23 protein-coding genes and 1 tRNA gene are annotated in these 25,069 nt (G+C 57.6%); 16 read left to right on the top strand and 8 right to left on the bottom strand.

The genetic code is table 11. The features are described 5' to 3' along the window. Positions 1–3: 3 nt before the first annotated feature. Complete coding sequence (locus HUO12_RS11330) at positions 4–807, bottom strand: Rossmann-fold NAD(P)-binding domain-containing protein (RefSeq protein ID WP_176273700.1); 804 nt, start codon at positions 805–807, stop codon at positions 4–6. A gap of 52 nt (positions 808–859) precedes the next feature. Here HUO12_RS11330 and pepN point away from each other — a divergent pair, with 52 nt between their 5' ends. From pepN to HUO12_RS11365, 7 genes are all read left to right on the top strand, one after another. Further along, positions 860–3,523, top strand: a complete 2,664-nt coding sequence (gene pepN, locus HUO12_RS11335; RefSeq protein ID WP_176273701.1) for an aminopeptidase N — start codon at positions 860–862, stop codon at positions 3,521–3,523. A gap of 8 nt (positions 3,524–3,531) precedes the next feature. After that, positions 3,532–4,218, top strand: coding sequence for a peptidoglycan editing factor PgeF (pgeF, locus tag HUO12_RS11340; RefSeq protein WP_176273702.1), 687 nt, complete (start codon positions 3,532–3,534; stop codon positions 4,216–4,218). A gap of 219 nt (positions 4,219–4,437) precedes the next feature. Then, entirely contained in the window at positions 4,438–5,013 is a 576-nt protein-coding gene (gene petA, locus HUO12_RS11345) for a ubiquinol-cytochrome c reductase iron-sulfur subunit (RefSeq protein WP_176273703.1), read from the top strand. Between the two features lie 17 nt (positions 5,014–5,030). After that, complete coding sequence (locus HUO12_RS11350) at positions 5,031–6,344, top strand: cytochrome b (protein ID WP_176273704.1); 1,314 nt, start codon at positions 5,031–5,033, stop codon at positions 6,342–6,344. Positions 6,345–6,377: 33 nt separating this feature from the next. Then, complete coding sequence (locus tag HUO12_RS11355; protein WP_176273705.1) at positions 6,378–7,205, top strand: cytochrome c1; 828 nt, start codon at positions 6,378–6,380, stop codon at positions 7,203–7,205. 81 nt (positions 7,206–7,286) lie between these two features. After that, positions 7,287–7,823, top strand: coding sequence for an adenine phosphoribosyltransferase (locus HUO12_RS11360; RefSeq protein WP_176273706.1), 537 nt, complete (start codon positions 7,287–7,289; stop codon positions 7,821–7,823). A gap of 101 nt (positions 7,824–7,924) precedes the next feature. Further along, positions 7,925–9,826, top strand: coding sequence for a cation:proton antiporter (locus tag HUO12_RS11365; RefSeq protein ID WP_176273707.1), 1,902 nt, complete (start codon positions 7,925–7,927; stop codon positions 9,824–9,826). A 2-nt stretch (positions 9,827–9,828) separates the two neighbouring features. Here the strand turns inward: HUO12_RS11365 and HUO12_RS11370 are convergent, their stop codons facing one another. Genes HUO12_RS11370 through HUO12_RS11385 form a run of 4 tightly spaced genes read right to left on the bottom strand, consistent with a single transcriptional unit; the run spans position 9,829 to position 13,638 of the window. Continuing rightward, entirely contained in the window at positions 9,829–10,566 is a 738-nt protein-coding gene (locus tag HUO12_RS11370; RefSeq protein ID WP_176273708.1) for a 3'(2'),5'-bisphosphate nucleotidase CysQ, read from the bottom strand. Between the two features lie 11 nt (positions 10,567–10,577). Then, complete coding sequence (gene cysN / locus HUO12_RS11375; RefSeq protein WP_176273709.1) at positions 10,578–12,500, bottom strand: sulfate adenylyltransferase subunit CysN; 1,923 nt, start codon at positions 12,498–12,500, stop codon at positions 10,578–10,580. Beyond that, positions 12,500–13,402 carry a sulfate adenylyltransferase subunit CysD gene (gene cysD / locus HUO12_RS11380; protein WP_176273710.1) on the bottom strand — a complete coding sequence of 301 codons (903 nt, stop codon included), beginning with the start codon at positions 13,400–13,402 and terminating at the stop codon, positions 12,500–12,502. The genes cysN and cysD overlap by 1 nt, the downstream gene beginning before the upstream one ends. Beyond that, entirely contained in the window at positions 13,390–13,638 is a 249-nt protein-coding gene (locus tag HUO12_RS11385) for a hypothetical protein (RefSeq protein WP_176273711.1), read from the bottom strand. The genes cysD and HUO12_RS11385 overlap by 13 nt, the downstream gene beginning before the upstream one ends. A 7-nt stretch (positions 13,639–13,645) precedes the next feature. Here HUO12_RS11385 and HUO12_RS11390 point away from each other — a divergent pair. Both HUO12_RS11390 and HUO12_RS11395 read left to right on the top strand, forming a co-directional pair. After that, positions 13,646–13,719 (top strand) — tRNA-Gly (locus HUO12_RS11390). Positions 13,720–13,843: 124 nt separating this feature from the next. Then, positions 13,844–14,677 (top strand): hypothetical protein, encoded by an 834-nt coding sequence (locus tag HUO12_RS11395; protein ID WP_176273712.1) that lies wholly within the window; start codon positions 13,844–13,846, stop codon positions 14,675–14,677. Here HUO12_RS11395 and panC read toward each other — a convergent pair. Further along, on the bottom strand, positions 14,674–15,537 hold the full coding sequence (gene panC, locus HUO12_RS11400; protein ID WP_176273713.1) for a pantoate--beta-alanine ligase: 864 nt from the start codon (positions 15,535–15,537) through the stop codon (positions 14,674–14,676). The two genes, HUO12_RS11395 and panC, sit on opposite strands and share 4 nt — an antisense overlap. 64 nt (positions 15,538–15,601) lie before the next feature. Between panC and HUO12_RS11405 the strand changes: the two genes are divergently transcribed. From HUO12_RS11405 to HUO12_RS11435, 7 genes are all read left to right on the top strand, one after another. Continuing rightward, on the top strand, positions 15,602–16,429 hold the full coding sequence (locus HUO12_RS11405; protein ID WP_176273714.1) for a division plane positioning ATPase MipZ: 828 nt from the start codon (positions 15,602–15,604) through the stop codon (positions 16,427–16,429). Positions 16,430–16,432: 3 nt separating this feature from the next. Continuing rightward, positions 16,433–16,717 (top strand): J domain-containing protein, encoded by a 285-nt coding sequence (locus HUO12_RS11410; protein ID WP_176273715.1) that lies wholly within the window; start codon positions 16,433–16,435, stop codon positions 16,715–16,717. 97 nt (positions 16,718–16,814) lie between these two features. After that, entirely contained in the window at positions 16,815–18,230 is a 1,416-nt protein-coding gene (gene pgmG / locus HUO12_RS11415; protein WP_176273716.1) for a phosphoglucomutase/phosphomannomutase PgmG, read from the top strand. A gap of 30 nt (positions 18,231–18,260) precedes the next feature. After that, a complete protein-coding gene (locus HUO12_RS11420; protein ID WP_176273717.1) occupies positions 18,261–18,932 on the top strand; it encodes a crotonase/enoyl-CoA hydratase family protein in 672 nt (223 codons plus the stop codon). A 26-nt stretch (positions 18,933–18,958) separates the two neighbouring features. After that, the gene (locus HUO12_RS11425) at positions 18,959–19,768 is read left to right on the top strand and encodes a DUF2059 domain-containing protein (RefSeq protein ID WP_176273718.1); all 810 of its coding nucleotides are present in this window, start codon (positions 18,959–18,961) and stop codon (positions 19,766–19,768) included. A gap of 160 nt (positions 19,769–19,928) precedes the next feature. Then, positions 19,929–21,314, top strand: a complete 1,386-nt coding sequence (locus HUO12_RS11430) for an MFS transporter (RefSeq protein WP_176273719.1) — start codon at positions 19,929–19,931, stop codon at positions 21,312–21,314. Positions 21,315–21,384: 70 nt separating this feature from the next. Beyond that, positions 21,385–23,838: a ligase-associated DNA damage response DEXH box helicase gene (locus HUO12_RS11435; protein ID WP_176273720.1), complete on the top strand. Its 2,454-nt coding sequence runs from the start codon at positions 21,385–21,387 to the stop codon at positions 23,836–23,838. A 39-nt stretch (positions 23,839–23,877) separates the two neighbouring features. Here the strand turns inward: HUO12_RS11435 and HUO12_RS11440 are convergent, their stop codons facing one another. Continuing rightward, positions 23,878–24,429, bottom strand: coding sequence for a hypothetical protein (locus HUO12_RS11440; protein ID WP_176273721.1), 552 nt, complete (start codon positions 24,427–24,429; stop codon positions 23,878–23,880). Positions 24,430–24,517: 88 nt separating this feature from the next. Beyond that, on the bottom strand, positions 24,518–24,949 hold the full coding sequence (locus tag HUO12_RS11445; RefSeq protein WP_232367383.1) for an ExbD/TolR family protein: 432 nt from the start codon (positions 24,947–24,949) through the stop codon (positions 24,518–24,520). Positions 24,950–25,069 lie beyond the last annotated feature (120 nt).

The raw sequence follows: 25,069 nt of genomic DNA on the forward strand, positions 1-25,069 counted from the left end.
CCGCTAGTGGCCCTCAAACAAGGACTGCAGCCCCTCTTTGTAAGTGGGGAAGGCTGGCTCCCAGCCGAGTACGCGCTTCGCCTTACTGTTCGCAACGCGGCGGTTCTCGGCATAGAAACCGCGCGCCATCTCCGACAGATTGGCCTCCTCTAAAGTCTCTAAGGGCGGCGGCTCAAACCCAAGCAATCGGCAAGCTTCCTCGGTCAAAGCATTTCCGCTCGCCGGCAAATCATCGCCAAGATTGTAAGCGCCCGGTGGCGCATCGCTTTCAATCGCGGCAATAACGCCCGAAACTATGTCATCGACATGCACCCGGCTGAAGACCTGGCCGGGCAGATCGATCCGTCGCGCTTTGCCTTCGCGCACTCGGTCAAGAGCGCTGCGGCCCGGACCGTAAATGCCCGGCAAGCGAAACACACGTGCTCCGAGCTTTATCCAAAGCGCGTCTGCTTCAGCACGCGCATTGCGACGGCCCGCTCCGGTCTCGGCAACTGTCGGTGTCGCCTCATCGACCCAGGCCCCTTGCTGGTCGCCATAAACACCGGTTGAAGACAGATAGCCGTACCATGCGGCTCCGAAATCGCGCCCATAGGTATCGAGCACTGGGTCAAGCCCGCTTTTGCGGTCAGGCGGTACGCTTGAAAGCACATGGCTCGCAGTATGCAGGGCCCCGCGAACTGCTTCAGCATCAGCAAAATCGAGATCGCCAGCGCTCCCAGTTGCTGTCACGTCCCAACCACGCTTTTTCATAGCCGTAGCGATGCGACCCGCCGTATATCCAAGCCCGAAGATCAATAAATGCGACATTGTTCTTCTCATGCGGTTGGACTGCGGCGCAAATCAACCTAAATCAGCGCGTATGGATATCGCAACAACGCCCGCCACGCCTGAAGGCAACCCTGAACTCGCTGATGCCGCTCGCTCACCCGCAGAGCCTCCTGTGATCCAGCGCGAGGATTACAAGCCGTTCCCGTGGCTGATACCGGAAATCCAACTCGACTTTGATCTTGCAACCGACTCGACCCGGGTCGTTTCGAAACTCACAGTAATGCGCAATTCGCGTGCCGATCCTGCAGAGACGATCCGTTTGAACGGAGATGGATTGGAGCTTGTATCGATCAAGCTCGATGGCCAGCCGATCAACAATTGGTCGATGGACGGCGATGACTTGATCCTGCCTTTGTCCGCAGACGCGCATGAAATCGAGATTGCAACGCAGATCGATCCCTCGGCCAATACCAAGCTCGAAGGGCTGTACGCGTCGAGCGGGATGCTTTGCACGCAATGCGAAGCCGAAGGCTTTCGCCGGATCACTTTCTTCCCGGATCGTCCTGATGTGCTCTCCATCTATTCGGTTCGGATGAGCGGTTCCAAGGACCAATTCCCCATCTTGTTGTGCAACGGAAATGAAGTCGCGAAGGGCGAAGGCGAAAACGGCACGCATTGGGCAGAGTGGCATGATCCATGGCCAAAGCCGTCTTACCTCTTCGCTCTGGTTGCAGGTGATCTTGTTGCTAACAGCTCGACCTTCACGACGATGAACGGACGAGATGTCACGCTCAATGTCTGGGTGCGCAAGGAAGATCTGTCGCGCACCGACCATGCGCTCAAATCACTCGAGCTCTCCATGAAATGGGACGAGGAAGTGTTCGGCCGCGAATACGATCTTGACCTCTACAACATTGTTGCCGTCAGCGATTTCAACATGGGAGCGATGGAGAACAAGGGCCTCAATATCTTCAACACGAAATATGTTCTGGCCGATCCGGAGACCGCAACAGACGATGATTTTGATGCGATCGAAGGCGTGATCGCGCATGAGTATTTTCACAATTGGTCGGGCAACCGGATCACCTGTCGTGACTGGTTCCAGCTTTCATTGAAAGAGGGCTTTACAGTGCTGCGCGACCAGCTGTTCAGTCAGGATATGCGCGGTGAAGCGGTCAAACGCATCGAAGATGTGCGCATCCTCCGGCTGGCACAATTCCCCGAAGACGCAGGTCCCTTGGCGCACCCGATCCGGCCCGATTCCTATCGAGAAATCAGCAACTTCTATACTGCGACTGTCTACAATAAAGGCGCTGAAGTCATCCGCATGATGCGCACAATGTGTGGTGCAGAGGCTTTCCGCAGAGGCACGGATCTCTATTTCGAACGCCATGATGGCGAAGCCGCGACGTGCGAGGATTTCATCAAATCCATCGAAGACGGGGCAGGGCTTGATCTGACGCAATTCCGCCTGTGGTACCGTCAGGCAGGCACTCCCAAAGTCACGGCATCGCTCTCGCATAATGGCGACACCGCGACCCTAAAACTGTCGCAGCAAGTGCCAGCTACACCCGGCCAGACCGACAAAAAGCCGATGCCGATACCGCTCAAAATGGCGCTGTTAAATCCGGAGACGGGGCAGCATTCAGGCGAGACGTTCATCATTTTGAGCGAGACGGAGCAGAGTTTCTCCTTTGATGGTTTCGCTGCGAAACCTGTGCTTTCCATCAATCGCGGCTTCACCGCTCCTGTTGTGATTGAGCGCGATGCGAGCCGCGACGATCTCATGCTGCTCGCCCGGCATGACGATGATCCTTTCGCGCGCTATGAAGCCATGCAAGAGCTTAGCGTATCGCATCTGGTGGCGGCAGCTTCTGGCAGGCTCGGCGACGAAGAACGCGCCGCCGGTGAAGCCGGGATCACTCAGGCTTTCACAGCTATCCTGAATGACGGCGCGCTCGATGATGCGATGCGCGGTGAACTGCTGCTGCTCCCAACCAGCACGTATCTGTTTGAGCAGATGGCCCATGCGCATGGCCGCGCAGATCCCGGCGCTATTCATGCAGAGCGCGAAGGGCTTAAGGCGTTGCTGGCGAGAAGCCTCGCAGACCAATTGCTCGTGCATTACCGGCGTTGTGCGAATGTCCCTTATGAAGCGGAGGGCGGGCGCGGCGCTCGCAAGATGAAGACGATCTGTTTGACGCTGCTGGCCGCTGGCGATCCGGCCAAGGCAGCAGAACTGGCAGCACAACAATACAAATCGGCCGGCAGTATGACGGACCGGCAGGGCGCACTCAGTGTTCTTGCTGGCCTTGAGACGCCGGAGCGCACGCATGCGCTGCTCGATTTCTACAACCGGTTCAAAGACAATGCTCTGGTGATCGACAAGTGGTTCAGCATTCAAGCGCTTTCGCTTCATCCACACGTGACAGAGCACGTCAAAGCGCTGGCACAGCATCCGGACTTTACCTTAAAGAATCCGAACAGGGCTCGCTCGCTTTACATGGCGTTTGCGGGCAACCCGTCGGCGTTCCATTCACCCGATGGTCAAGGCTACAAGATTATCGCCGACTTCATCCTCGCCTTGGACCCTATCAATCCGCAGACGGCGGCTCGGTTCGTGACGCCTTTGGGCAAATGGAAGCGGATCGAAGAAGGTCGCAGCGCAGCGATGAAAGCCGAGCTTCAGCGTATCGCCCAGGCTGAGCTTTCGCGCGACACGTTCGAGCAAGTCACGCGCAGCCTGGAGGGCTGATTGGAGCCATGACGCAGCGGCCTGAGCCATTTCAGTCTGACGTGATCAAGACGCCGCATGGCTTTCTCACCGGGCCGCAAAGCGAGCGCAAGCAACAGGACTTGGTTGGTGGGGATATGCCCACCGTTTGGCTCAAGCAGGTCCATTCGTCCGATGTGCTGCATGTCACGCGGCCTTTCCCTGATGGCGAGCGGCCAGAAGTCGATGCGATGGTGACGACCACTCAAGACCTGAAGCTCGCAATTGTTACCGCTGATTGCGCGCCTGTGCTGATGGAAGACAAGACCGCCGGCGTCATCGGAGCGGCGCATGCGGGCTGGCGCGGCGCACATGGTGGTGTGCTGGAGAAGACTGTCCACGCCATGATCGCGCTTGGCGCGACTCCAAGCAACATCGCCGCGGCCATCGGCCCGTGCATTGCCCAAAAAAGCTATGAAGTGGACGAGGGCTTTCGCGCTCAGTTCAGACTTGAGGACGCACAATTCTTCGCAAACGGCAAGCCCGGCCACTTCCAGTTCGATCTAGAGGGGTATTGCGCCATGCGGTTGGCCAATGCGGGTGTCACACGCATCGATTGCCTGGGTGTCGATACCTATGCGAGGGCGGAAGACTTCTTTTCCTATCGCAGAGCAACGCATCAAAGCGCGCCGACAGACGGCCGACAAGTGAGTGTGATCGCACTCTCAGGCGGTTGAAGCCAGCGCTTGCAACAAAGCGAACGGTGCTTGACCAAAACACGGTTGGCATGTTCCGACTTTGCGTCTATCAGCGCGCGCAAACCGGGGGTGCTGCATCCACAGCAGTATACACTCGCGTATCGTGAATAATGCGGGCGCTGGATCGAATCCCTCATCCGCAAGTTACCATTGTGATGTCCGGACAAATCTGGATGATTGTTGAGCAAGGTTTGAAGAATGGCTGATAGTTTGAGCACAGCAAATGGCGCACCGGCATCGCCGGAAGGCGACGACGGCGTACGTCGCCGCGACTTCATCCACGTGGCAGCGGTCAGCACGGCTGGCGTTGGCGCGGTGGCTGTTGTGTATCCCTTGGTCTCGCAAATGGCGCCATCGGCTGATGTGCTTGCTGCCAGCAGCACCGAGATCGACGTTTCAGCGATTGAGCCGGGCCAGGCGATCAAAGGCGAGTTTCGCAAGCAGCCGCTGTTTGTGCGCCGCTTGACGCAAGCTGAGATCGATGAAGCAAATGCGGTGGATGTCTCTTCGCTGCGTGATGCGGAATCGCTCGCTGACCGGACCAAGCCAGGCCGTGAAGACATGCTCGTCACTATGGGTCTGTGCACGCATTTGGGCTGCGTTCCGCTGGGCGCTGCTGAGGGGGAAAACAAAGGCGAATACAATGGCTATTTCTGTCCGTGCCATGGTTCGCACTACGATACGGCGGGCCGTATCCGTAAAGGTCCGGCTCCGACCAACCTTGCCGTCCCTGAGTATGAATTTACTTCCGACACTGTGATCCGCGTCGGATAAGAATTGAGAGATTTGCGATGAGTTTTGCCTGGGCACGCCAGTACGAACCACAAAATGGTTTCACGCAATGGCTGGACGAGCGTCTTCCGCTCCCACGTCTTGTCTACAACGCTGTAGGCGCCGGTTATCCGGTCCCGCGTAATCTGAACTACATGTGGAACTTCGGCGTTCTCGCCGGCTTCTTCCTCGTGTTTCAGATTATCACCGGCGTGGTGCTCGCGATGCACTATGCGGCCAACCAATTGGTTGCGTTTGAATCGGTCGAGCACATCATGCGCAACGTCAATTTCGGTTGGCTGATGCGCTACGCTCATGCGAACGGCGCGAGCTTCTTCTTCATCGTCATTTACATGCACATCTTCCGCGGCTTCTTCTACTCATCGTACAAGGCCCCGCGTGAGATGATCTGGCTGCTCGGCGTTGTTATCTTTCTTCTGATGATGGCGACCGCGTTCATGGGCTATGTGCTGCCTTGGGGTCAGATGAGCTATTGGGGCGCGCAGGTTATTACTGGCCTGTTCGGCGCTATCCCGCTCGTTGGTGAGCAACTGCAGATATGGATTCTGGGCGGTTATGCTCCGGACAACGCAGCCCTCAACCGCTTTTTCAGCCTGCACTTCCTGCTGCCGTTCGTAATCGCTGGTGTTGTTATCCTGCACATTTGGGCGCTGCACATTCCCGGCTCTTCGAATCCGACCGGTATCGAAGTGAAGAGTGAGAGCGACACGGTTCCGTTCCACCCGTATTACACGTCGAAGGACGGTTTCGGGCTGGGTGTCATCCTGATTCTGTTCTCGATCGTCGTGTTCTACTTCCCGACGACGCTGGGTCACGCGGAAAACTATATCGAAGCGAACCCGCTTTCGACGCCTGCGCTGATTGTTCCGGAATGGTATTTCTACCCGTTCTACGCGATCCTGCGTGCATTCACTTTTGACCTCACCATCCCCTTCACCAGCATTGTGCTGATCCCGGCCAAACTGCTCGGTGTCGTGGCGATGTTCGGTTCGATCCTGATCTGGTTCTTCCTGCCATGGCTCGACAAGGGTCCGGTTCGTTCAGGCCATTATCGCCCGACCTTCCGCAAGTTCTTCTGGTTCGGCCTGATCCCGTGCATGGCGGTGCTTTTCTACTGCGGCGGCGCGCCGGCGGAAGAGCCGTTCATCATGTTGAGCCAGGTCGCAACGGCCTATTACTTCCTGCACTTCCTCGTGATCCTTCCGATCCTCAGCTCGATCGAGAAGACAGAGCCGCTGCCCTATTCGATTACGGAAGCTGTTCTGGGCGACAAACAAACCGCTGCACCTGTTGCAGCGCAGCCGGCCGAATAAGCCGCGACGACTGGATAGAAAGAGAAACCTATCATGATCCGTTTAGGCGCAATCGCAATCGGCCTGTTCTTTGCTGCAGTGGCTCTCTGGTCATTCGGTAAAGGCGCATACATGGCGGCTACCGAGCCCGCTGAGAAACCCGCTTACTACGCTTTCAAGAAGAAGGCTGAAGGCCCGGCGGAAGCGTTCAGCTTTGAAGGTCCGTTCGGCACGTGGGACAACCAGCAGCTTCAGCGTGGCTATCAGGTCTACAAGGAAGTGTGCGCAGCTTGCCACTCGATCCAGTATGTTGCGTTCCGCAATCTGGCAGAGCTTGGTTACAATGAAGCTGAGATCAAGCAGGAAGCATCGACCTTCAGCATTCCAGTCTATGACGAATCGCTGGCTGAAGTGGAAAGTCGTCCTGGTCTTGCTACAGATAGCTTCCCAGCCGTTCCTTACTTCGGCGCAGGCGAACCGCCTGATCTTTCGCTGATCACGAAGGCCCGCAACAACGGCGTAGACTATCTCTATTCGCTGCTGACTGGTTATGGCGAGCCAGACCCAGAGCTTCTAGCAGCAAACCCTGATTTCGAAGTGCCTGCTGGCCTCTACTTCAACCCGTATTTTGCCAATGTGAATCTTTCGATGGCGCCGCCGCTCGTTACGGATGGCCAGGTCACCTACAATGATGGGACAGAAGCAACTGTCAGCCAGATGGCGAAGGATGTGACAGCATTCCTGACCTGGACGGCAGAGCCGCGCCTGATCAAGCGCAAGCAGACAGGCTGGCCTGTGATCGGCTTCCTGCTGTTCGCGACGATCCTCGCCTTCCTGTCCTACAAGCAGATCTGGTCGAGCGTGAAACCACGCAAGGACTAAGCGATCTCGCTTAACTCTGATATCAAACGCCCTGCTTTCCAAACCGGATGGCGGGGCGTTTTGCTTTAAGGGCCGGCATTCATGACACCTGAAGAACTGAAGTCGCTTATCCGCACGGTCCCGGACTTTCCGGAGCCGGGTATACAATTTCGCGACATCACGACACTGATTGGTCACGGCGTGGGGCTCAAGGCTAGCATTGCCCATTTGGCAAAACGCGTCGATGCGAGCGGCGCTCAGGCGATTGCCGGAATGGAAGCGCGCGGCTTCATCTTTGGTGCGGCTGTGGCGGTGGAACTGGGTCTCGGTTTCATCCCGGTGCGCAAGCCCGGCAAGCTTCCCATTGAAACCATCGGGATCGACTATGCACTTGAATACGGGACTGACCGGCTGGAGATCGATCCGAGCGCTATTTATGCCGATCAGTATGTGGTCATTGTCGACGATCTGATCGCAACAGGCGGCACTGCACTCGCGGCGGCACAATTGCTTCGTCAAGCTGGCGCGCGGGTTTCGCATGCGCATTTCGTCATCGATTTGCCGGAGCTTGGCGGCGCGGAGAAGCTGCGCGCAGCGGACATCATGGTTGATGCGTTGATGGACTTTGAAGGCGCCTAGGGCTTGCGCTAGAGTGACTTTGTGACGGTTGGCTTCGGAAAGATTCCGCAAGCCGTGCGTTGTTGGGGGTACATGATGACGAAAAGCGCAAGCTAACTTTCATGGAATCGCAAGCTCTTGTGATCGCGACCGTAGGCGTGCTCGGCATAGGCGCGCAGTGGGTCGCATGGCGGACCGGCTGGCCTGCTATTGTCCTTATGCTCGTCGCCGGATTTCTGGCAGGTCCTGTATTGGGCAGTTTCGCGCCTGAGTATGCGCTCGACCCTGAGGCGGCATTTGGCGATTTGCTGGAGCCGATGATCGGGATCGGCGTTGCGCTAATCCTCTTCGAAGGTGGGCTTAGCCTCGACTACCGCGAACTTAAACATTCCGGCAGCGGGGTTTGGCGCTTGGCAACGGTTGGCGTGGTTGTCGGCTGGGCTTTGGGTGCGCTCGCTGCGTACTACATTGGCGGCCTTTCGCTTCCCGTAGCAATCCTTTTTGGCGGCATCCTGATCGTGACGGGACCGACCGTTGTTATTCCCTTGCTCCGGCAATCGAACATCCAGACGCGGCCAGCATCGATCCTTAAATGGGAGGGCATCGTCAACGATCCGACCGGAGCGCTGTGCGCGGTCATTGCTTATGAGTACTTCCGCAAAGTATCGGAAAGCCCAGGTGCATCGCTTGTCGAAGTCGTGCCGCCACTCATCATCGCGGCGCTATTGGCCGGTCTGATCGGCTATGCCGCAGCGCGCGTAATCGCTTTCCTTTTCCCGCGCGGCGCTATCCCGGAATACCTTAAAGTGCCGGTTCTGCTAACGACAGTGATCGGCGTATTCGTCCTCGCCAACTCGATCGAGCATGAAGCAGGTCTTGTTGCGGTCACCGTAATGGGCATTGCGCTAGCGAACATGAATGTATCGTCGATGCGCTCGATCCATCCGTTCAAGGAAAATGTCGCGGTCCTGCTGGTGTCCGGCATTTTCATCCTCCTGTCGGCATCGCTCAGCTGGGAAGAGCTGACACATCTCGATCCACGAGGACCAGAAGGTCTTGGCTACCTGCTGTTCTTGCTCGCGCTGCTGTTTGTCGTGCGTCCGCTGACTGTCTTCATCAGCCTGCTTGGCACATCGATCCCCTGGAACGAGCGCGCCTTAATCGCCTGGATCGCGCCGCGCGGGATCGTGCTGGTCGCCATCTCCGGCTTGTTCGCGCTCCGCCTGACAGAGATCGGCTATCCTGACGGCGAAGTTCTGATCGGGCTCAGCTTCGCTGTCGTCGTCGCAACCATTGTTGCGCACGGTTTCACGATTGATCTGGTGGCGCGCTGGCTCGGGGTGAAAGGTGAGAGCCGTCCCGGCTTGTTGATCGTTGGCTCGACCCCATGGAGTATCGCACTCGCGAAAGAGATGCGGACCTTCGATACGCCTGTGATGATAGTGGATGCGAGCTGGCAGAAGCTCGCCGCCGCGCGGCGCGAAGGCCTGCCATTCTATCATGGCGAGATTCTAAACGAAGCGACCGAACACAATCTTGATCTGGCGCCGTTTCAAGTGCTCGTCGCAGCGACGGAGAACGAGGCGTATAACGCACTTGTTTGCAATGAGTTCGCGCATGAGATTGGACGCGATTCAGTCTATCAGCTCGGCGAGATGGTCGATGACGATGACCGTCATGCGTTGCCTGAATCGATCCGCGGCAGGGCGCTTTTCGAAGCCGGTTTCGGCGTGTCAGAGGTCGATGCGCGCCAAACCCAAGGTTGGGTTTTCCGCAAGACTCGGCTTTCCGATGAGTTTGGCTTCGAAGATGCTTTGGCGAAGTTACCTGAAGGCGCGAGCCTCTTGCTGGTACTACGTGAAAGTGGACGTCTGCGCTTTTTCACCCATGCAGCAAGGCCTGAGCCGCGCCCCGGCGATACAGTTATCTCATTTGCGCCGCCGCAAGACAAGGCAGCAGAGCGCGCGGCCAAGCGAGCAAGCGAAGCAGAGCAAAGCGGCCGGGCAGCACCCGAAGCCGGCTGACTTTAGCTCAGCGCTGCGACTTCCTTGAGTACTCGCTCGGCCCACTCGGGGCGGCAGATCAGCAAGTCAGGCAGGTAAGTATCTGCCTGATTGTAGACCAGGGGTGAGCCGTCAATGCGGCTGCAATGGAGCCCATGTGCTCTGGCAACCGCAACCGGCGCGCAGCTGTCCCATTCATATTGCCCGCCTGAATGCAGATAGATTTCCGCTTCGCCGCGTACGACAGCCATTGCTTTGGCGCCTGCGCTACCCATGCCGACAAGCTCGCCGCCCAATGCTTCTGCAACCGCAACAGCCTCTTTCGCCGGCCGCGTGCGGCTGACGAGAAAGCGCGGCTTGTGCGCTGCTGGCGGCAGCTCGGAAACTTGATCTGTCCGCATGACAACGCCGCCACCAAGGCCAGGCAAAGCTACCGCGCCGACAGTTGCGACCCCGTCAATCGCGAGGCCGACATGCACCGCCCAATCGCTGCGATTCTCGCCATATTCTCGGGTGCCGTCGACCGGATCGATGATCCAAACCCGCGACATCGAAAGCCTTGCCGTGTCGTCTTTCTCCTCTTCCGAGAGGAGGCCATCATTTGGCCGCGCCGCGCGGAGCGCTCTGCAAAGAAATGTGTTCGCGGTGGCGTCCCCGGCTTTGCCTAGGGCCTTGCCTTCGAACTTACCGCTCTCACGTGTCTTGATCAGCACCTGACCTGCCATAAAGGCATAATAGGCTGCCAATTCAGCGTCGGTCATAGTCATTTCCGTCATTTGAGCGGCAGGATCTGGCTGATGACATAGTCGGCGGCTTCTTCGACGCTCATTTCAACTGTATTGACGCGGATCTCCGCATTCTCCGGCTCTTCATAGGGGCTGTCGATGCCGGTGAAGTTCTTGAGCTCGCCAGAGCGGGCCTTTTTGTAGAGGCCCTTCACATCGCGCTCTTCCGCGACTTGCAGAGGCGTGTCGACAAAGATCTCGATGAATTCGCCTTCGCCCATCATTTCGCGCACCATCCGGCGTTCCGCGCGGAACGGAGAGATGAACGCTGTTAGGACGATGAGACCTGCATCTGTCATCAGCTTGGCCACTTCGCCGACCCGGCGGATGTTTTCAATCCGGTCCGCCTCGGTAAAACCCAGATCCTTATTGAGCCCGTGGCGGACGTTGTCACCATCAAGCAGGAAGGTGTGCCGGTTCATCAAGTTGAGACGCTGCTCTACCGCATTTGCGATAGTTGACTTGCCTGAGCCGGACAAACCCGTGAACCACAGCACGCGAGGCTGCTGGTTTTTCATCACCGCATGGTCTTCACGCGTGATCGTGGTCGGTTGCCAGTGCACGTTTTGCGCACGGCGAAGGCTGAAATGGATGAGTCCCGCGGCGACCGTCGCATTATTGAACTTGTCGATCAGGATAAAGCCACCCATCGCGCGGCTCGCTTCATAGGCTTCAAATGTGATCGGTCGATCCGTTGTCAGTTCCGCCACACCGATGGAATTGAGCTCAAGCGTCTTCGCCGCCAGATGCTCAAAGCTCGCCATGTCAATTTCGTATTTCGGTGCCGCTAGCCGCGCGCTGACGGTTTGCGTACCGAGCTTGAGCCAGTAGTCGCGCCCCGGCTTGAGCGCCTCTTCACCCATCCAGATGACAGTCGTTTCAAACTGGTCAGACGCTTCTGGAGGATTGTCTGCCGCTGCGATCACATCACCGCGGCTGCAATCGACTTCATCTGCCAGCGTTATCGTGACCGATTGTCCCGCGACCGCTTCCTCGATCTCGCCTTCGAAAGTCACAATGCTTTTGACTGCGCTGGTCTTGCCTGCGGGTACCACGCGAACCGGATCGCCCGGTTTGATGGTGCCGCCTGAGATGAGACCGGTGAAGCCGCGGAAGTCCAGGTTCGGACGATTGACCCATTGCACGGGCATCCGAAAGGATCGCGCTTGCGCTGCTGTATTAGCGAGCTGCACTGTCTCCAAATGCTCGATCAGCGGAGGGCCTTTATACCATGGCGTGTTGGCCGAAGGCGACGCAGTGATGTTGTCGCCTCTGAAGCCGCTAATCGGGATTGCTGTGAAATCCTCAATACCGACTTCCGCCGCGAACGCGCGATAGTCTTCGACAATCTTGTCGAACGTCGCCTGATCGTAGTCGATCAGATCCATCTTGTTTACGGCCAGCACCAGATGCCTGATGCCGAGCAAGTGACAAATGTAGCTGTGTCGCCGCGTCTGGACGAGCATGCCCTTGCGCGCATCGACTAGGATCACGGCTAGGTCCGCTGTTGAAGCGCCGGTCGCCATATTGCGGGTGTATTGCTCGTGGCCGGGGCAGTCTGCGACGATGAACTTGCGTTTCTCCGTCGCGAAGAAGCGGTAAGCGACATCGATCGTGATGCCTTGTTCGCGTTCTGCCGCCAATCCGTCGACGAGCAGCGCAAAGTCGATCTCTTCGCCTTGCGTTCCGACCTTTTTGCTGTCGCTTTCGAGCGCCGCGAGCTGGTCCTCGAAGATCATCTTGGAATCGTAAAGCAGCCGTCCGATCAGCGTGGACTTGCCATCATCGACGCTGCCGCACGTGATAAAGCGCAGCAGGCTCTTGTTTTGATGCGTTTCAAGATACGTATCGATATCTTCCGCGATCAGCGCTTCGGCCTGATAGGCTTTCTCGTTTGCAGGGGGGCTCATCAGAAATACCCCTCCTGCTTCTTCGCTTCCATGGAAGCGCTTTCGCCTTTGTCGATCGCGCGGCCTTGTCGCTCTGAGCCGGTGGCGAGCAGCATTTCCTGAATGATGTCCGACAAGTCCGTCGCATCGCTATGTGTCGCACCTGTCAGCGGATAGCACCCGAGCGTGCGGAACCGCACTGAGCGCTCGACTGCTTTTTCACCGTCTTCAAAGCGGAAGCGTTCGTCATCGACCACAAGGATTAGTCCGTCGCGCTCCACTGTGGGCCGCTTGGCGGAATAATAGAGCGGAACGATGTCGATTTTCTCGACCTGGATGTACTGCCAGATATCGAGCTCGGTCCAGTTGGAGAGCGGAAAGACGCGGATGCTTTCGCCGTCCTTTTTCTTGGTGTTGTAGATATTCCAGAGCTCGGGCCGCTGGTTCTTCGGGTCCCAGCGATGTTCAGCGTTGCGGAAACTGAAGATACGCTCTTTCGCTCGCGCTTTCTCTTCATCACGTCGCCCGCCGCCAAACGCGGCATCGAAGCCATGTTCAGTCAATGCGCGCTTTAGTGGATCGGTCAGCTGAGCCTTGGAGTATAGCGCGCTGCCTGTGTCGAACGGATTGATGCCTTGCGCTTCGGCCTTTTCGTTCTCTGCTACGATCAGTTTGAGGCCGTATTCCTGCACTGTCTTGTCACGGTGCGCGAGCAGGTCCTGGAAATCCCAGCCGCTCGCAACGTGCAACATCGGAAAGGGTGGCGGTGCTGGATAGAAAGCCTTTCGCGCCAGATGCAGCATGACCGAGCTGTCCTTTCCGACGGAATAGAGCATTACCGGATTGCTGGCTTCTGCGACAACCTCGCGGAAGATATGGATGGCTTCGGCTTCGAGCCGTTCAAGATGGGTTAGCGTGCGCATGAGGTGCCGAACTGACGGATTCCAATAAGCAAATGAATTTCCAGCGGGGGATTACGAGAAGTTGCATCAATCGCAACCACAGTTTTGCTTGTCCATCCCAAAGCGGGATAAGGAAGGGCCACAAGGTTATTGCGTCGTGTCAACTTGCGGCGGTAGCGCAATGGATTCAATTGACGCGGATGTGGCTGCATGGCAAAGGCGCTGCCCATCGCTTCGACGCTGTATTTCGGCGCCAAGTATTGAGCGGGTATAGCATAGTGGTAATGCTCCAGCCTTCCAAGCTGGCTAGAGGGGTTCGATTCCCCTTACCCGCTCCATTCCCTCTACATCGCTTTGCTTGAATCATAATGCGGTGATTTTGTCGCCTTTGTACTTTTGTATGCGACACTGCCACTATACCAGTAACTTACGCGCAGATTGGAAAAGGGGCGCGCGGGGGCAATGGCAATCTCAAGAGAGCGCGATTTGATTTCCAATCTCTCCCAACTTTTGCCCAAACACTGGAGCGCGACCGCGCGCGTGATTGAGATCGTACTTTTGCTTGCGCCCTTTGTGCTCGTCGCTGGGCTGCTCGCCGCCAAGTCGATCAACCATTGGCAGTATTGGCACATCTTCGTTGAAGAGGATGGCCCGATCGAATGGCTGACGGTGTTGATTTACCTCACGGCGTTTCCGCTCGCGATGGTCCTGGCGGCGAAACTTGTTCGGCAGAAACTGAAGGCACACGGAGTTTTGGTTGGGATTCTCGCATTCGGATTTTTCTTCATCGGCATGGAGGAAATCAGTTGGGGCCAACGCGTTCTCGGCATCGCAACGCCCGATGGGCTTGCAGAAATCAACCGTCAGCAAGAACTGAACCTGCACAATCTTGGCAGCACGTCTTTCTTTCTGGACGCTGCATTCCTGTTCGTTTCAGGCTATGGAATGACGGCATTCCTTTGGATGCCGGCCGTTGCTCGGCGCCTCTTCCAAGGAAAATTCCGCACACTCGGCGCATTGCTCACGCCCCCAGGCTTTCTCGCGACTTTCTTCGCGCCGGTTTTCTTTCTCTTTGCCTACTACGTCGCGAACCCGTTTCTGGTCGAAACCTTCGGCGACTCATGGCGCTTTGCCCCAAGACCCGATGAAGGGTATTTCATGCTTTCGCGCGATCAAGAGCCTGTAGAGTGCATTATGGCCATCGGCTTCTTGCTGTTCACAATCTGGCTGCTTCTGCTGGAACGTGCGGGCGTATGGAGAGCCTATTCGAGTGCAGCTGAGGCTGAAACGATCTAGCTGCCCGGTGCGACCGCCATATTGTCGATCAGGCGAGTTGTGCCAATACGCGCCGCCACCAACAAGCGCGCGTCCTTCGCACCCAATGCCGATAGTTTTTCGAGCGATGTCGCGTCGGCAAGCTCGGCATAATCAACCGAGGAAAATCCCGCGCCAAGCAGCGCACCTTCAAGCGCGGCCAGTGTCTCGCGCACATCTGCGCCATCTTCGATCCTCGCAATGGCTTCGCGCATGGCATTGGGAAGTGTGGCGGCCGCAGCGCGATGCTCCTCGGACAAATATCTGTTCCGGCTGGACATCGCCAAGCCATCGGGCTCGCGCACAGTCGGCACGCCAATGATCGATTCCACGCGCGGCTGAGTGAGATCCAGATCACGCGCCATCGTCCGGATGACGGCAAGCTGTTGGAAGTCTTTCTCACCGAAGAAAGCCATGTCCGGCATGACCTGATTGAAGAGTTTGCACACCACCGTCGCAACGCCATCAAAATGGCCAGGTCGTGAAGCGCCGCAGAAATTGTCACTCACGCCCGTCACGGAAATGCTGCTCGCAAAACCGCCGGGATACATTTCCTCCACTATTGGCGCCCACAGCAGCGAGCATCCTTCGCTTTCCAGCATGGCGGAGTCTTCGGCCAGCTGCCGAGGATAGGCGTCCAAGTCCTCATTCGGTCCAAATTGCGTCGGATTGACGAAGATCGAGGCAACCACGTGATCGCACGCATCGCGCGCCGCGCGCACGAGCGTTAAATGCCCCTGATGCAGCGCGCCCATTGTCGGGACCAGCCCGATCGTCGCACCGCCTTCGCGCCAAGCAGCGATTGAGGTTCTCAACATGTCGAGTGTGTTTGCAGTTTGCACGGGCAAACCCCCTTGGATATGATTTTGTCTCTCCTAGCCGCCAATTTGTGCGCGGCACAAGTCAATGGAAAGCCGCCCCTACGTGCCTGAAACCACTCCTCACCGCATTGTATTCGCCAATGAAAAAGGCGGCACAGGCAAATCGACGACAGCCGTGCATGTCGCGGTCGCGCTCGCATACAAGGGTGCTCGTGTAGCGGGCATCGATCTTGATCCACGCCAGCGCACTTTCGCGCGCTATCTGGAGAACCGCGCTGAGACGGCTGCAAAGCGCGGCATCGAGCTACCGACGGCGCAATTCGATGTGTTCGAAGGCGATGTTGCCGGGCTGGAAGCAAAGGTCGCTGAGATCGGGCAGGATTGCGACTTTGTCGTGTTCGATACGCCGGGACGTGATGATGAGCTTGCGCGCCATGCTGCGACGGAAGCCGACACGCTGGTAACGCCGATGAATGACAGCTTTGTCGACTTCGATCTTATCGGCCAGGTGGAGGGCGAAACGTTCAAGGTCAAACGCCTGTCATTTTACGCGGAACTCATCTGGGAAGCGCGACTGAAGCGCAGCCGTGCGACTATCGAACAACAAAGGCGCGAAATGGACTGGGTCGTTGTGCGCAACCGCACCGGCCACACCGAAGCGCGCAACATGGCTCGGATCGAGCAAGCTCTGACTGAGCTCTCCAAACGTGTTGGCTTTCGCGTCGCAAAGGGCCTGTCTGAACGCGTGATCTACCGCGAACTCTTTCCTTCGGGGCTGACCCTGCTCGATAAAGGGCATCTGGGCGAGCTTGGCACTAGTCATCTGGTGGCACGGCAGGAACTGCGTGAACTCCTCGGTCAATTGCGCTTGCCGGAATTCTCAGGCTCTGCGCCGCAGCTGGCGCTTGTCTGAGCCATGCGTTTTGTCATCATCATTGCCGTGGTGTGCGTGCTGTGCCGATGGATCAGCGGCAAATGGCCTTGGCAATTCTTGACAGCACAATCCACGCGCCAGCAAGCGATATTCAAAGCCCGCAAGCTGCTCGCGGTGCGCGCTGATGCCAGTTACGAGGAGATCATGGCGGCGCATAAGCGCCTGATTGCCATGGTGCATCCGGACAAGGGCGGGACCAATGATCAGGTCCATGAAGCCAACGCCGCACGCGATTTACTGCTCGACGAGATCCCTGACCGAAACTGACACAATTCAAGTTTAGCGCAAGGACCGCAATTGCTAAGCGATCCCATGCGTTCTACGCAGGGCTAAACGCGCCACAAGCACAGGAAATCATGAGAAAATGAGCCATCAATTCGATTCAACCGTCCTTCGCGAATACGACATTCGCGGGATTATTGGCGAAACGCTCGGCCCTGATGATGCACGCGCGATCGGACGCGGCTTTGCAACGCTCCTTAATCAGGCGGGCGGCTCAAAAGTCGCGGTTGGCTATGATGGTCGGGTCAGTTCCCCCATGCTGGAGCATGCGCTGATTGAAGGGCTGACTTCGAGCGGCTGCGATGTTGTGCGGATCGGTATGGGCGCAACGCCGATGCTTTATTACGAAGAGGCCTCAGCCGAAGATGTAGATGGCGGCATTCAGATAACTGGCAGCCACAATCCCGCCAATTACAATGGCTTCAAAATGGTATTTCAGGGGCGTCCGTTCTTCGGGGCTGACATCCTCAAGATCGGCGAACTCGCGGCCGCGGGAGAATGGCTCGACGGGACCGGAGAGGTCGAGACCCGCGATATCATGGGCGAGTATATCGACCGGCTCGTCAGCGGGCTCGACGGGATCGACACCGCTGCACTTTCGAACCTCAAGGTCGGTTGGGACGCTGGCAATGGTGCAGCCGGCCCCGCGCTCGAGATGCTCGCTAAGCGTTTGCCTGGGGAGCATCATCTGCTTTTCACTGAAGTCGACGGAAACTTTCCCAATCATCATCCTGATCCCACTGTCGAAGCCAATCTGGAAGATCTCCGCGCGCTTGTCGCAGCAAAGAACCTCGATTTTGGAGTGGCTTTTGACGGCGATGGTGACCGGATCGGCGCGATTGATGGTGAAGGACGGGTCATATGGGGTGACCAACTTCTCATGATTTACGCCGAAGACCTATTAAGGGATCGCCCTGATGCGACGATCATCGCCGATGTGAAGGCAAGCCGTGCGCTGTTCGACCATGTCGCCAAGTGCGGCGGTCAGCCGCTGATGTGGAAAACCGGCCACTCGCTGATTAAGTCCAAAATGAAGGAAACAGGTTCGCCGCTTGCAGGTGAGATGAGCGGGCACGTCTTCTTCGCGGACACCTATTACGGTTTTGACGATGCGCTGTATGCTGGCGTTAGGCTGCTCGCGGCCTCGGCGCGCCTCGGCAAATCGGTCACGCAATTGCGCAGCGACATGCCGGATATGCTCAACACGCCGGAAATGCGCTTCCAGGTCGACGAAAGCCGCAAGTTCGCAGCGATCGATGAAGTAAGCGAGCGCCTCACCACTAATCCGGGGCCCGAGGTCGAGGAAGTGAACGCGACCGATGGCGTGCGTGTAAATACCAAGGACGGCTGGTGGCTCCTGCGCGCGTCCAACACGCAGGATGTTCTGGTGGCGCGCGCGGAAAGCGATACGCAGGAAGGTCTCGACCGGCTGCTCGCACAAATTGATGCGCAGCTCGCACTGTCAGGGCTTGAGCGCGGAGAAACCGTAGGGCACTGATACCTGCAAACACATTGCAGGAGTTCAGACATGTCCATCACGCTCGCGGTCGAAGACGATATCGCGCAAATCACTCTCGATGATGGCCGCGCCAACGCCATAGATCCTGCTTGGCTCGACACATTCCGCGAGACTTTTGCAGAGGCGGAGAAGAACGCCAAGGCCATCGTCATTGCCGGACGCGATGGCATCTTCAGCGGCGGGTTCAATTTGAAATGGATGCCCACCGCCAAGGCGGAAGAACTCGGCTATCTGCTGGATATGGCGGGCAAGCTTGTGTGCGATGTCTATGGCAGCGAGCGGCCGGTTGTGGGGGCATGCACCGGCCATGCCATCGCCATGGGTCAATTCCTGTTGCTGTCCTGCGACACACGGATCGGCGCTGCTGGCGACTACAAATTCGGCGCAAACGAGACGATGAATGGCATGAACCTGCCTGTATTCGCGCAGGAAATATGCGCAGCGCGGCTCGATCCGACACAATTAACCAAGCTCGTCATCCAGTCATACATGTATGGCCCGGAAGAAGCGGTGAAGCTTGGCGCGCTCGACCTCGTGGTCGAGCCTGATCAGGTCATCGCAACTGCGACTGCACTCGCCCAACAGCTCGCGCAGCTACCTGGCGGTGCTTATGGCTGGAACAAGAAAGCCATGCGTCAGCCGGTGCTTGACCGCATTGCCGCAACCAAGAACGGTTACTGATCACCTTTTTTACGAGGACAAACCCCATGAAAATCTTCCGCAAACTTGTTGCTTCAGCATCACTGGCAGGGGCGCTTGCTCTCTCTGCCCCCGCATTTGCCCAGGACGAGGCTCCGTCTCAAGATGAGCAGGTTTTGGCTGAAATGATGGCCATGTTCCAAACCGAACCGCTCACACCAGAACAAGAAGCGCGGCTTCCGCTGGCTGGCGAAGTCATTGACCGGATGATGCCTCCAGGCACGCTTGGCGAAGTCATGGGCCAGATGTTCGATGGAATGCTCGGCCCCCTCATGCAGCGAGCGACTGAGCCAAAGGCGGCTGATTTTGCCGGTCAGCTTGGGCTCGAAACGTGGGAAATCGACATGGATGAGGCGGCTATCACGGAAGCGGCTACGATTGTCGATCCGCTCCGTGATGAGCGCAATGAGCGGACCGCTGCAGTATTCCCAGAGATAATGACCGAGATGATGAACGCGATGGAGCCCACCATGCGCAAAGTCATGACTGAGGTTTACGCGGTCTATTTCAATGAGGCCCAATTGAACGATATCAATGCGTTCTTTGCAACGGATAGCGGTTCGGCTTTCGCGAAGTCTTACATGACCATGTCGAGCGATCCGCGCGTGATTGGCGGCATGATGGAAGCGATGCCACAGATGATGGGCGCGTTTGAAAACATGGAAACGCGCTTAGCTGATGCGACCGCCGACATGCCTGAGCCTCGCGGATTTGCTGACCTTTCTGCAGCTGAACAAGCGCGTATCGCTGAACTTACCGGGTACAGCGTCGAAGAGCTGGCTGAACGCGCGGCGGAGACAGCAGAAGCAACAGAATAAGCAAGACATTCAGCCTGCGCTCACTTCGCGCGGGCACAATGTCGGTTCCTTACAATGATTACGCGGTCCCTTGCGCCACGCACCAGCGAGAGGGATCGCGGCAATCGCAGTGCGCCAGCTTAGGCGCGTGGCTTGGATTGCCAATGGGGGACTGATAATTATGGCCACATCACCGGCTGGCACAGCTGTAACGGGCGCTTCTGCCTCACCGCTTATTCTCACCAACAGCAAGTGGCTACGCATGGCGACCTTGCTGCTGTTTTACTTCACGCAAGGCTTCCCAATTGGCTTCTTCTTCTACGCTGTTCCGGCGTGGATGGCGGCCAATGGCGCAACGACAGTCGAGACTGCTGCGGTGGTCGGCGCAGCTTCGACGCCGTGGTCGCTGAAGTTCATCAACGGCTTTATCATTGATCGCTACACCTATCTGCCGATGGGGCGTCGGCGCAGCTGGATCATTGGCGCGCAATCGCTCATCGTTATCGCATTTCTCGTCGCAGCTGTCGCCGCACCTCAGCACACGGAAGTGGCTTTCATTTCCGCGGTTGCTTTCTCTGCCAATATCGCCGTCGCGTTTCAGGATGTCGGGATCGATAGTCTCGCGATTGATATCATGCCTGAAGACGAGCGCGCGAAAGCAGCAGGGATAATGTTCGGTGCGCAATATCTGGGTATCGCCGCTGCGACAGGGATGGGCGGCTATCTCTTCCAGAACTTTGGCGTGATCGCAGGCATGCTGGGCGGGGCGGCCATTCCGCTCGCGATCATGCTCTATGGCGTTGCCATCCGCGAGCGTGATGGCGAGAAGCGCATGCCATGGAGCGCTGGCGCAACGCATCCGCGTAACAAGGCCATTCAGGTCGAAGCGTGGTGGCCGCTCCTTCGCGATGCATTCAAGGCAATTCTTGCACCACTCTCGCTGATCCTCGCTCCGCTGATGTTGCTACGCGCGATTCCAGGCGGCGCCTTCGAAGCATTCCATCCGCAGCTCTTCACGCAGACTGCGGGTTGGGCGCAGACCGAATATACGAGCCTGATATCGTCTTCGACACTACTGAGTGGCGTAATCGGTCTGGTTATTGGTGGGTGGTTTATCGACAAGATTGGCAGCCGTGCCGGGATGGTGCTGTCGGCCATTGCGATCACGGGTTTGTTGGCAGCGATGGGCGCAATTCCCCAACTCTGGACGGAAAGCTGGGTTCTGATCGGTTTACAATTGAGCGTCGATTTCTTCTCGTTGCTCTACATGATTGCGATCATCCCTGTGTTCATGAAGCTGTGTTCTCCAGCGGTCGCCGCGACACAGTTCACAGTCTACATGGCGCTCGGCAATATGGGGCGGCCTCTGGGCGCAGCCTTGGCCGGTGTCACTGCTGGTGCCGGTAACCCCCAATGGCTTTACTGGGGCTGCGCTGTCGGTTTTCTCGTAATCCTTGTCCTTTCGGCCTTAGCTCCATTCCCCAAAGGTGAAGCTGCTGAAGAGGCTGAGCACGAGGTCGAAGATCATGTGGCGCAAGCCGATGGCCTGACTCCTAAAATGGATTAACGCCGCAGATGGATTGACGCGCCTTAGGTGACTTGACGGAACGAGTGCGCGCGTCGAACGCTCACTTCTTGTGAGCAGTGCGCATGTCCCTCCCGAGATCGAGAGCTGGTTTTCCGGCCGGGGCTGGCGTGTGCGGCGTCACCAGTCAGAGATGCTGGCGGCAAGCGATGCGGGTAAACATGCGCTGCTGGTGGCGGACACAGGCGCGGGTAAAACACTTGCGGGGTTCTTGCCGACGCTGAGCGATTTCGCGGCTTCAAGGCTTGACGATGCAAAGCCGCATGACGGCTTGCACACGCTTTATGTCTCGCCTTTGAAAGCACTTGCGCATGATGTGCAGCGCAATTTGCTGACCCCAATTGAAGAGATCGGCCTGCCGATCCGTGTCGAAACACGCAGCGGGGATACCCCGTCAGACCGCAAGAAGCGCCAGCGCTCGCGCCCTCCGCATGTTCTGTTGACTACGCCGGAGAGCCTTTCGCTGCTGCTATCTTACCCTGACAGTTTCGAGATGTTCCGCGGATTGAAGCGGGTAGTGGTGGACGAGGTTCACGCCTTCGCAACCGGCAAGCGCGGAGACTTATTGGCGCTCGCGCTTTCGCGGCTTCAGGCCATTGCGCCGGATATGCAGCGTGCGGCACTGTCTGCAACTTTGGCTGATCCGGAAGGCTTTCGCGCCTGGCTCGCACCTTGGGGGGACTTGGATGCGGTTGAGCTTGTTGAAGGCGAGCAAGGCGCGGAGCCTGAAGTCGAAATCCTGCTCCCGCGCGAAGAGCGTGTGCCGTGGGGCGGGCACGCGGGGCGCTGGGCTATCCCGCAGCTTATCGAACAGATCAAAGCCAATCGTACGACGCTAATCTTCACCAATACGCGTTTTCTGGCGGAGTTCATTTTCCAGCTTTTGTGGGATGTGAACGAGGATAATCTGCCGATCGGTATCCACCATGGCAGTCTCTCCAAGGAGGCGCGCCGCAAGGTGGAAAGCGCGATGGCACGTGGGGAATTGCACGCTCTCGTTTGCACCGCCAGCCTGGATCTCGGGATCGATTGGGGCGACATTGATTGCGTTGTGCAAATGGGCGCGCCCAAGGGCTCCTCGCGTTTGCTGCAGCGGATCGGCCGCGCCAACCACCGGCTCGACCAGCCCAGCCGAGCCATGCTTGTGCCGGGCAACCGGTTCGAGTTTCTCGAAGCAACCGCGGCCAAGGACGCGGTCGACGAAGGCATGCGCGATGGCGAAGACTTCCGTCAGGGTGGCCTCGATGTCCTCGCGCAGCATGTCATGGCTTGCGCTTGCGCAGGGCCGTTCCACGAGGACGCACTGCTCAGCGAAGTGCGCTCCAGCCTGCCTTATGCATGGGTCACGCCCGAAGACTGGAAGCGTGTGCTCGGCTTTGTTGAGAATGGCGGCTACGCCTTGCGCGCCTACGACAAGTTCAAACGCATTCGCCGCGACAAAGATGGCGTGTGGCAGCTCACTCATCCCGAACATGCACAGCGCCACCGGATGAATGCCGGGATCATTGTCGATGCGGAAATGCTGACCGTGCGTTTCAAGAACGGGCGACAATTGGGCAAGGTCGAGGAGCGGTTCGCAGCGACACTTTCGCCCGGCGACACATTCTTCTTCGCAGGCATGAGTCTGGAAGTGGAGGGCCTCAAAGACATGGACCTGATCGTCCGTGCAGCCAAGAAAAGCGCGACAATCCCGAGCTATGGCGGGCTGCGCTTGCCGCTCACCACGCATCTGGCGAGCCGGGTGCAGGCCATGCTCAGCGAACGCGAGAAGTGGGGGCGTTTCCCTGACGATGTGCGCGAATGGCTCGAAGTGCAGGACTGGCGCAGCGAAATGCCGGGGCCGGGAAAACTGCTGGTTGAAAGCTTCCCGCACGCAAAGAAACATTACAGCGTCTATTATACGTTCGAGGGCTGGAACGCGAACCAGAGCCTCGGCATGCTGATTACGCGGCGGATGGAGGATCGCGGGCTGATGCCGGCGGGCTTTGTCGCGAATGATTATTCGCTGGCGGTGTGGGGGTTGAAGCCGGTGGAAGATCCTGCGCCGCTTCTGTCGCCTGATATCCTCACCGACGAGTTTGTCGACTGGGTACAGGAATCGCATTTGCTGAGGCGTGCTTTTCGTGAGGTCGCGGTGATCAGCGGGCTGGTCGAGCGCCAGCATCCGGGCAAGCGCAAGACCGGAAAACAGGTCACATTCTCGACTGACCTCATCTACGATGTGCTGAAGAAGTATGAGCCCGACCATGTGCTGCTGGAAGCCGCCTGGGCCGATGCACGCGCGCGGATGACCGATGTCGGAAGGCTCGCCGACCTGCTCGAGCGGTCACAGCATGAACTGGTGCATGTCGAACTTGACCGGGTCAGCCCGCTCGCTGTGCCGGTGATGACCATGATTGGCCGCGAGGCCGTACCTCAGGGTGCGGTGGACGAAGAACTGCTGCTCGAAGCGGAGAGTTTGGCTGGCGAAGCGATGCGGGTCGATGAGGCGATGGAGGGGGTTTGAGCATATCCGCGAATGACCGATTTGCTGACGTTTCTGGGTTCAGTTCGCGACGAGCAGTTCAGAGTCCTTTGCAAGACCGTAGGTTTCAGCCTGTGATCGATCAATCCGATAGCCTTGGTCAGTCATTATTAGGTCACGTGCCAAGGGAAGGCCTCCCGTTGGCAGAATCGGAAGTTTATTTGTTTGAGGCCAGCGCGCCAGTATCCGATTGAGCGCAGCCTCTCGGAATGGTGTCTCCAATTTTGGGTCCGGACCCTTCAAGAACGTTGCCCATACCCGTCCGCGATGCATGACGTCGCTCACACTGCCGACCTGTTGATCGTCATCTTCTCCTCGCCAAATCGTAATGCTGACGGTTGGACGTTGATCCGGCTCGAGCACTCTGCTGTCCTTGTAGAAATCGGCAGATTGATCACTCACGTCGTCGACATGAAGGCCGTCATGATTACCCGCTTCAGATGTGAGCAGATTTGTTAGCTCAATCCTTTCCTGTGTGTCTTCAATTGGTATCTCGACAGCAGCAACGTACCTCATCGCTTCCTGATCCGCAGGTGTCGGAATACAACCCATGAGAGCGAGTATGGCGAGCATTAATGGCAGAAAGTTTCTCATTGGGTGCTTCTACACAATCAGCCCAATTCTGGAACGTCAGCTTTCCACCACATAATCGGACATTCCGTTACCGCTCAAACTCTCGGTGCTTTTCATTGCCGATAAACGCGAACCTGGTCGCGCCAGCATCCTTGATGAGCGCAATGGTGCGGGCAGAGCGGTCATAGCTGGCATAGGCATCGGGCTCGAACCGCAGCAGCGGCTCCTCCGGCAAGCTTGCGGCATAAGCGACATTGGCAGACAGCTGCTCGCCGCTGACCTTGTTGCCGTTCCAGAACAGCTGGTCCGCAGGGTCGATATAAACGGTGTTGAGAGCGGGATCAGCCATGCCTTTGGGCCCGCCCGGCAAATCGACTTCGGTTTTGTGCGTCGGAATCGGGACCGACATCATGATCATGATCAGTAACACCAACAGCACATCGATGAAGGGCGTTACGTTCATTTCACCCATGGGAGGTTTGCGGAAGAAAGCATTCGGACGAATGATTGTTCTGGGCATTGCGACGTCTCCTTTATCGTTGCTGGTCTTGGTATGGTGTCGTTTATCGGTCCTTCGGTTTTTGGCGGGCATACTCACCCACCGCACAGTTCTTGATTGATGGGCGGTCCGACGACCTCC

The sequence above is a fragment of the Altererythrobacter lutimaris genome, from assembly GCF_013371495.1.
Taxonomy (GTDB): domain Bacteria; phylum Pseudomonadota; class Alphaproteobacteria; order Sphingomonadales; family Sphingomonadaceae; genus Erythrobacter; species Erythrobacter lutimaris_A.